At 68.0% G+C, this 8129-nt stretch carries 10 protein-coding genes; 1 reads left to right on the forward strand and 9 read right to left on the reverse strand.

Going from position 1 to position 8129, the window contains the following annotated elements; all coding sequences use genetic code 11:
• The 9 genes from V7Q39_RS17245 to V7Q39_RS17285 all read right to left on the reverse strand — a co-directional run.
• Window positions 1-370 (reverse strand): UPF0262 family protein (locus V7Q39_RS17245; RefSeq protein ID WP_333817852.1); only part of this gene is annotated, 370 nt, incomplete at its 3' end.
• Between the two features lie 80 nt (window positions 371-450).
• Entirely contained in the window at window positions 451-876 is a 426-nt protein-coding gene (locus V7Q39_RS17250) for a bleomycin resistance protein (RefSeq protein WP_333817854.1), read from the reverse strand.
• On the reverse strand, window positions 876-2177 hold the full coding sequence (gene hisD / locus V7Q39_RS17255; protein ID WP_333817855.1) for a histidinol dehydrogenase: 1302 nt from the start codon (window positions 2175-2177) through the stop codon (window positions 876-878). Before hisD ends, V7Q39_RS17250 begins: the two co-directional genes overlap by 1 nt.
• A 49-nt stretch (window positions 2178-2226) precedes the next feature.
• Complete coding sequence (locus V7Q39_RS17260; protein WP_333817856.1) at window positions 2227-2907, reverse strand: cobalamin biosynthesis protein CbiX; 681 nt, start codon at window positions 2905-2907, stop codon at window positions 2227-2229.
• Window positions 2908-2949: 42 nt separating this feature from the next.
• Window positions 2950-4080: an aromatic ring-hydroxylating oxygenase subunit alpha gene (locus V7Q39_RS17265; RefSeq protein ID WP_333817857.1), complete on the reverse strand. Its 1131-nt coding sequence runs from the start codon at window positions 4078-4080 to the stop codon at window positions 2950-2952.
• 64 nt (window positions 4081-4144) lie between these two features.
• The gene (locus V7Q39_RS17270) at window positions 4145-4939 is read right to left on the reverse strand and encodes an SGNH/GDSL hydrolase family protein (RefSeq protein ID WP_333817858.1); all 795 of its coding nucleotides are present in this window, start codon (window positions 4937-4939) and stop codon (window positions 4145-4147) included.
• A gap of 6 nt (window positions 4940-4945) precedes the next feature.
• The gene (locus tag V7Q39_RS17275) at window positions 4946-5311 is read right to left on the reverse strand and encodes a hypothetical protein (protein ID WP_333817859.1); all 366 of its coding nucleotides are present in this window, start codon (window positions 5309-5311) and stop codon (window positions 4946-4948) included.
• Between the two features lie 359 nt (window positions 5312-5670).
• Window positions 5671-6885 (reverse strand): ROK family transcriptional regulator, encoded by a 1215-nt coding sequence (locus V7Q39_RS17280; RefSeq protein ID WP_333817860.1) that lies wholly within the window; start codon window positions 6883-6885, stop codon window positions 5671-5673.
• A 17-nt stretch (window positions 6886-6902) separates the two neighbouring features.
• Complete coding sequence (locus tag V7Q39_RS17285; protein WP_333817861.1) at window positions 6903-7352, reverse strand: RbsD/FucU family protein; 450 nt, start codon at window positions 7350-7352, stop codon at window positions 6903-6905.
• Between the two features lie 203 nt (window positions 7353-7555).
• On the opposite strand from V7Q39_RS17285, the gene V7Q39_RS17290 reads away from it, so the two are divergent.
• Window positions 7556-8129, forward strand: a 574-nt coding sequence (locus V7Q39_RS17290) for a substrate-binding domain-containing protein (protein WP_333817862.1), incomplete at its 3' end; no start/stop codon positions are given.

Consider the following 8129-nt stretch of genomic DNA (forward strand, 5'->3'; position numbering starts at 1 on the left):
TGTGGATGCCGCGCCGGGCCATGTCGATGGCCTCGATCTGGCTGGGCGGCAGGCGCTTCACCGCGTCGAAATAGCTTTCGCAGATCTGGAAATAGTCCTTCACCACCTGACGGAAGGGGCCAAGCGAAAGGTGGAACTCGGCGGCCTTCTCGCCCGCCTCGGTGGCGATGTCGAACACCAGCCGTCCCTCGCGGATCGCCAGCAGCACACGCCAGGGACCCTCGGGCAGCACGCGGTCGGGGCGGCGGGCGGGCGCGAAGGAGTTTTCCTCCAGAAGGTCGAAGATCGCGACGCGGCGTTCCTGTTCGATCTCGGGCGTGGGGCGCACGAGGCCCTTCTCGTCGATCTCGATCTGGCAGATGCGGTTCATGGTTCGGGGTCCCTGCGGTTCGGACCCTGATGCAATGCCGACGGGCCGCGGGTCAAGCGGGGATGGCGGCGGTCGTCAGATCAGCCCCCGGCAGGCCGGGTGCCGAGGTCCTGGTAGAAGCGCAGCAGGTAGCCGTCCGGATCGGCCACGACAAATTGCCGGTTGCCGGTTTCCCCGGCCCCCTGGCGATACCATTTCTCTTCCAGCGGCAGGAACAGCGGCCAGTCCGCGGCGGCAAGCGCTGTGAGAAGCCGGTCAACATCCTCGACCTCGATCTGCAGGTTCAGGCCCCGGCCGAAGGGCGGCTCCTGCGGCGCATGGCCGTTGTCGAAGGTGCGGCCCACACCGATCTGGTCGATCATCAGATGGGCGTCGCCGAGGGCGAGATAGGCGAAGCCCTCCTCGGGCCGGTCGTACAGACAGTCGAAGCCCAGAAGGTCGCAATAGAAGGCCCGACTGCGCTGCCAGTCGCTGACCGCAAGCTCGGGGACGAGGGCGGGCGCCATCAGCCGTTCAACCGGTCGAGCCTTGCGCGGACACTCAAGCCATGCGCCTCCAGGCTTTCCGACTTCGCCAGCCGCTCGGCGGCGGGGCCGATGGTTTTCAGCGCCTCGGGGGTCATGCGGGCGATGGTGGTGCGTTTCAGGAAGTCCAGCACCGAAAGGCCGGAGGAGAAGCGGGCCGAGCGGGCGGTCGGCAGCACATGGTTCGGGCCGCCGATATAGTCGCCGATGGCCTCGGGCGTATAGGGGCCGAGGAAGATCGCCCCGGCATGGGTGATCTGGCGGCTCAGGGCCTCGGGGTCGGCGGTGCAAAGCTCCAGATGTTCGGGGGCGACCCGGTTGGAGAGGCGGGCGGCCTCGGCAAGGTCGCGGGCGACGATGACCGCGCCGTGCTGCGCCCAGCTGGCCCCCGCGATGGCGCGTCTCTCCAGGGTTTCCAGCCGCTTCGCCACCGCTTCTGCAACGGCCTGCCCGAAGGCCGGGCTGTCGGTGACCAGGATCGACTGCGCGCTTTCGTCGTGCTCGGCCTGGCTCAGAAGATCGAGCGCGATCCAGTCGGGGTCGTTGTCGGTATCGGCGATCACCAGAATCTCGGACGGCCCCGCGATCATGTCGATGCCGACGCGACCGAAGACCCTGCGCTTGGCTGCGGCAACAAAGGCGTTGCCCGGCCCGGTGATCTTGTCGACCGGGGCGATGCTATGCGTCCCGTAGGCCAGCGCCGCAATCGCCTGCGCCCCGCCGATGCGGTAGACTTGGTCCACCCCGGCAATGCGGGCGGCAAGCAGCACCAGCGGGTTCACCTTTCCATCCGGCGTCGGGCAGGCGACGACCAGCCGCTCCACCCCGGCGACCTTGGCGGGGATCGCGTTCATCAGGACAGAGGACGGATAGGACGCCAGCCCCCCCGGCACATAAAGCCCCGCCGCCGAGACCGGCGTCCAGCGCCAGCCCAGCATCGCCCCCGCGCCATCGGTCCAGCTTTCGTCCTGCGGCTTCTGGCGGCTGTGGTAGGCGCGGATGCGTTCGGCGGCCAGTTCCAGCGCCGCACGGTCCTCGGGCGAGACCCGGGCGATCTCGGCGTCGATCTCCGCCTGGCTGAAGGCCAGCGTCTCCGGCGTCAGCTCCAGCCGGTCGAAACGGGCCGTCAGCTCGATCACCGCCGCATCGCCCCTTGTTCGCACATCGGCGATGATCCCGGCCACCGCCTGGTCGACATCCTCGGCCTCTTCCCGCTTCTGGCCCAGAAGGGTCTGGAAAGCGGCCTCGAAGCCCGCGTCGGTGGTGTTCAGGAATACGGGCATCGCGGCCTCCGGCTGGTCGCGCCCCGGATACCGCGCCGGGGGGCCGGGCTCAAGGGCGCGCGTCGGCTCCCGCCCCCCGCGCAATCGCCGCCGCGATGATCCCCGGCACCCGCGCATCCAGCCCCACCGGCGGCAGGATGCGGCCCCGGAACCCCGCCTCGGCCAGCGCCGCCGGAATGTCATGGCTCACGTGGTCGCCCCCGGCAGCGAAGAAGGGCAGGCAAAGGCCCTCGGCCACCGAAAGGCGCGCCAGCCGCGGCTCCTGGTCGATGAAACCCGTCACCACCGGCGCGCCCGTCTCCGCCGCGATCCGGCCCGCGACCTGCCGGGCGACCTCGGACGGCACAGGCGACTTGAACGACCCATGCGCCGCGACGATCACCGGGCCTGCCCCCGCCTCGCGCACCAGCGTCACGCAGAGGTCATGCACGGCAGGGTCGCAGCCGAAAGGCTCCAGCACCGTCCAGCCTTCAGCCCCCACCTCGGCCAGCTTCGCCGGGATCTGGACCGTGGTGAACCAGCCCCCCGCCATGAACATCGGATAGACCAGCCCGCCCGCGCGCCGCGCCACGGCCCGCGCCAGCCCCCCCGGCTCGGCCAGCGTCGCCGCCGCGACCGTCCAGCCGGGCAGCAACCGCCCTACCCGCTCCGCCAGCGCCTGCAGCGCCGCCGCGGCGGGACCGGGGTCCGAGGGTTGACCATGAGCCAGGATCAGGGCGTGCCGCGTCATGCCGCCCAACCTGACGCCAAAGACGCCGGGGTCAACCCCGGCCTAGGGCATACGGCTCGCGATATAGCGGGCGAAATCGTAGTTCGGCCGCTCCAGATGGCTCAACGCACCGGGCGCGGACATGCCGGCACAAAGACCCTTCCAGACCTTCTCGACGCAGCCCTTGTCCTCGACGTTCACGTCATCCAGAAGCGCCTTGACCGACGCCAGATGCGCCTCGGCCTCGGGATCGGCCATCCATTCCGCGCTCATCCCGCCCCCGAACAGCACCCGGACCGACCCCGGCCCGTCCGGCGTCAGCGACAGATACCAGAAATAGCCCGGCGTCAGGGTGATCAGCAGCGCGGGGTAGATCGCCAGCAGCCAGGTGATCCGCCGGTCATCGCCCTGAAGCGTGGTATTCGACGGATGCGCCAGCGCCAGCGGCACCAGATCGTTCTTGATGATCCAGTGGTGGTTGAAGGCTTCCTCGCCCTCGGGGCATTCCATCTTGTTCAGGTCCGAGGCCCCGCCGATGGTGCCCGCATGGCAGACCGGCAGATGGTAGCTTTCCATGAAATTCTCTGCCAGCACCTTCCAGTTGGTGTCCCAGCGGAACTCCTCGCGGAAGACCTCGCGATAGTCCTTCATCGGCAGATGCCCGACCAGCCGGTCCACCCCTGCCAGACGCTCCGCCACCGGCGGGGCCTCCGGGTTCAGCGTGACCATGATCCAGCCCTGCCAGTCCTCGACCCGCACGGCAGGCAGTTTCACGTCGTCGCGGCAGAAATCCTCGTTCCGCGCCATCGCCGGGGCGCCACGCAGGCTGCCATCAAGGTTGTAGGTCCAGGCATGGTAGGGGCAGACGATGGACCGCACATTGCCCCGGCCTTCCAGAAGCGTGCTCATCCGGTGGCGGCAGACATTCGACATGCCGCGCAAGCTGCCTTCGCGGTCGCGCAGGATGATCACCGGCTCGCCGGAGATATTCATTGTCAGATAGTCGCCCGGTTTCGCCAGCGCATCCGCCCGGCCCGCGCAAAGCCAGTCCTTCGCGAAGATGTGCTCTTCTTCAGCCTTGGCGAAATCTGGCGAGGTATAGACCGATTTCGGCATGGCATGGGCGCGCTCGAACGGCACCGAGACATTGGCGCGGAGTTCCGCGATGGCGAGCGAGGGGTCGTGCTGGGTCATGGTCCTGGCCTCCTTTCCCCGATCCTGCGCCGCTCCGGCCCGCCGTTCCAGCGGAAACGCGACATCAATCGGGGAAATGCGCCCTGATCGCCTGCGCAAAAGCCTCGGCCAGCGCCGGATTGGCCTCGGCATCATAATGGATCCCGTCGACGGGCGAGACCTTGACCACCTGCCCGGCATCGAGGAACGCCACTCCCGCCCGCGCCGCTGCCGCCTTCACTTCCGCCGCAAGGCCCCGCGATTTCGCCGCCCCGCCCGCAAACATTCCTGCAAGGCACCCCACCTCCAGGATCGGCGGCGGCGCGACCAGCAGCACAGCCGGAGCCTTCCCGCCCGGCCCGGCCTCCGAGGCTTTGATCACCCGCACCAGCCGCTCCAGCGACAGTGCGATGTCGCAGGCATTGACCGAGAAGCGCTCTTTCAGATCGTTGGTCCCCAGCATGACCAGCACCAGGTCCAGCGGCTTGTGCGATTCCAGAAGCGCAGGCAGCACCCGCAGCCCGTTCCGATGCGCCCCTTCCACCGGGTCGTCATGCACCGTGGTCCGGCCCGGATGCCCCTCGGCGATGACCTCCCAGCCCGGGAGAAGCCGCGCGAGCCGCCCGGCCCAGCGTTCGTTCCGGTCAAAGCGCCCATCGAAGTCCAGGTCCGGCATCGGCATCGTGCCGTGCGTGTTGCTGTCCCCGAACAGAAGCACCGTCTTTTCCATCGCCCGCCCCCCGATTTGCGGCGAATCCTGCTGAACCAAGCGGGTGGTGTAAAGCCCCAGTAAAGAGGTGGGGCGATTGTTCAGGATCTGGCGGGCGGCAAGCGGGCCGACACCGCTGTCATGCAGATGTGCCGCCGCGCACCAGCGCAACCGTGGTCAGGTCGGGGTGTCGCTGAAGGGCTCCGCGACGACCTGATGCCGGTCCTCATAGACAATGCGCCCGATCCGGTCCGAGCGAAGCATGTCGATCTGATAGCCTTCTTCGCGAAGCAGATGGATCAGATCAAATGATCTTTGCAGCATCTCGGTGGCATCCGGCCTGAACCAGCTCAGACCTCTTGTGACCCGCCACCCTTGCCCCTTCCGCCGCGACGAGGTGAATTTGTCCGGGATCGTCAGATATGCGGAAAACCATAGAAGATGCGACTTGACGAGATCCAGGGTGGCTTCACTAACATCCGTTCGGTTTCGCAAAGCGTAGGCAGCGCAAAAGAACCCCTCGCGATAGCCCGTGCTTTCCACGCGATCAGGTCGCACGAACCTTACATAACTCACGCCCGAACCGTCCCCACAGATGGCTTTCCGCAACACTGACAGACAAGCCGATCTCGCGCAAATGTCCAACTCCCTTTCACTTGGCTCCAAATATCCCACGGGGAGCCCGACGGTTTCGCCACAGGTTCGAGGCATCGGCAGGCTGGGGGGTGTGAAACCCCCGGTCGCCAGCCAGAGGCGAAAGCCTTGCGGCCCCACGCCAACCCCGGCCAGAAGTGCCCCCCTCCCCCCTCCGTGGGGGAGGGGGGCACCCGTTACCAAAAGGTGAACGACCACGCCCAACCCATTGATTCCAAACGACCCGAAAACCTGCCCACGCGCGGGCACTACCCCTCGCGCACCGCCACGTTCTGGTCGATCAGATACCTCTGCGACAGCGGAATCGCCGCGGCGCCCAGCGCCCGGGCATCGGCCCCCACCGTCCCCTCCCGGATCACCGGCGGGTCGATTCCGGCCAGGTCGAGGCCTAGCAAGGCCAGCTCGGTCCGCCGCACCAGTTCGGCCCGGACCGTGACCGGCATCCAGCCGTCTATCAGCACCGCCTGCACCTCCAGAAGCGCCGCAGCCGCCAGCGTGGCATGGGCCAGCGCCCCCGCCGCCTGGTCGAGCCAGGGGTCCAGCACCGCCTTTGATACCTCCCAGCGGCCGTGCTGGCTCCAGAGGTGGTCGGACGGCTCGCCCGCCGCCTCCATCGCCGCGGCCAGCACCGACATCGAGGCCAGATCGATCAGCCGCCGCGTCCCTCCCCCCGGCGCGGGCACCTGGATCGACCCCACCGCCGCGGCGTTCCCGGTCCGGCCCAGGAACAGCTGGCCGTTCATCACCAGCCCGCCCCCGATGAAGGTCCCGAAGTAGAAATACAGGAAGTCCTTCGGCCGCTCCCCCGTTCCGAAGATCAGCTCCGCCCCGCAGGCCGAGGTCGCGTCGTTCTGGACATAGACCGGCAGGCCCAGCACGGCCCCCAGTTCCGCCCCGATGTCGCGGGCCCGCCAGGCGTCCATCTCCTGTTGAGGGATGCCCAGGACCGAGACCCAGTTCCACAGCTGGAACGGCATCGCCACGCCCATGCCCATGATCCGCTCGCGCAGGGCAGGCGACAGCTCCCCCGCTAGGGCCGGGGCAGCCTCGCGCACGAAGCCGACCACCGTATCGGGGGTGGGGTAGCGGTAGACCCGGCGGCGGGCGGCGCGCATCCGGCCGCGGAAATCGGTCAGCACCAGATCGGCCGAGCGGCGGCCGACCTTGAGCCCGAGGAAGAACGCCCCCTCCGCCGCCAGCGACATCGGGATCGAGGGCTGGCCCACCCGCCCCCGCACCGGCTCGCCGCGTTCCAGCAGCCCGTCCTGCTCCAGCCCCCGCATGATCACGCTGACGGTCTGCGCCGAAAGCCCGGTCATCCGCGCGATGTCGGACTTGGCCAGCGCCTCGTGGCGGCGGACGAGGGAAAGGACCAGCCGCTCGTTGTGATCGCGCATCCCCGACTGGTTGGTGCCCCGCAGGGGCTCGGTCTGGCTGCGGTCGGGCGGCGAGGCGTCCTGCATGTCCGTCCCGTTCCCCTTCAGGCGTCCCGACCTCGTTCCACCGCGCCGATCACCCCCTTGCGGAGGATCACATTGGCGAAAAGCGCGGTCTCGCTGGTGGCGACGATGGCATGCGCCCCCCGGATGCGCGGATAAAGGGCTTCGCCCGACAAGGCAACGACCTGCAGCCCCGCGGCCATCCGGGCGAAGAGGGCGTCGATCTGGCGATGGATCTCGCCCTTCTGCGCCGGATCGTTGTTCAGGCTGGCCCGGAACAGCGCCGCGGGAACCGCGAGGTCCAGAGGCATCACCGTCAGCACCGCCTCGACCACCGCCAGCAGACCATGCCCGTCGGCCCGGACCAGACGCCGCGCATGGTCGGCCGCCGGATAGTTGCCGTCGACGATGGCGATCTCGTCGCCATGGCCCATCCCGCGCAGGATCGCCAGAAAGTCGGGGCCCAGAAGGGGCGGAATACCGATGAGCATGTTTCCCTCCCTCCGGGTCCTGCAGGACTGCCTTCGCAGACTGAAGGCGGCAGCTCGACCTGTCAATAATAAATCACAATGATTTAATTATCTTGACGCAGAGCCGGGAATCAGCTTTTCTTCCTCATGGCGCAGTGTCCCGCCGGGACGCCGCGCGCAGATTGAACCGGGGGCAAAACCGCCCCATCTTGGGAGGAAGACCTATGAAAGTCATCACCAAAGCCCTTCTGGGCGCTGGCGCGCTGGCGCTGTCGGCGGGCATCGCCTCGGCACAGGACGGCGTGTCGGCCTGCCTGATCACCAAGACCGACACCAACCCCTTCTTCGTCAAGATGAAGGAAGGCGCCGAGGCCAAGGCTGCCGAACTGGGCGTGACGCTGAAATCCTATGCCGGCAAGATCGACGGCGACCATGAAAGCCAGGTCGCGGCGATCGAGGCCTGCGTGGCCGACGGCGCCAAGGGCATCCTGATCACCGCCTCGGACACCAAGGCCATCGTCGATTCGGTCAAGGCCGCGCGCGACGCGGGCGTTCTGGTCATCGCGCTGGACACCCCCCTCGATCCCATCGACGCGGCGGATGCGACCTTCGCGACCGACAACTTCCAGGCCGGCCTGCTGATCGGGCAATGGGCCAAGGCGACGCTGGGCGATGCCGCGGCCGATGCCAAGATCGCGCTGCTCGACCTTTCCATCGCGCAGCCTTCGGTCGACGTGCTGCGTGACCAGGGCTTCCTGACCGGCTTCGGCATCGACACCAAGGACATCGCCAAATGGG

The sequence above is a fragment of the Tabrizicola sp. genome, from assembly GCF_036781545.1.
Lineage (GTDB): Bacteria > Pseudomonadota > Alphaproteobacteria > Rhodobacterales > Rhodobacteraceae > Tabrizicola.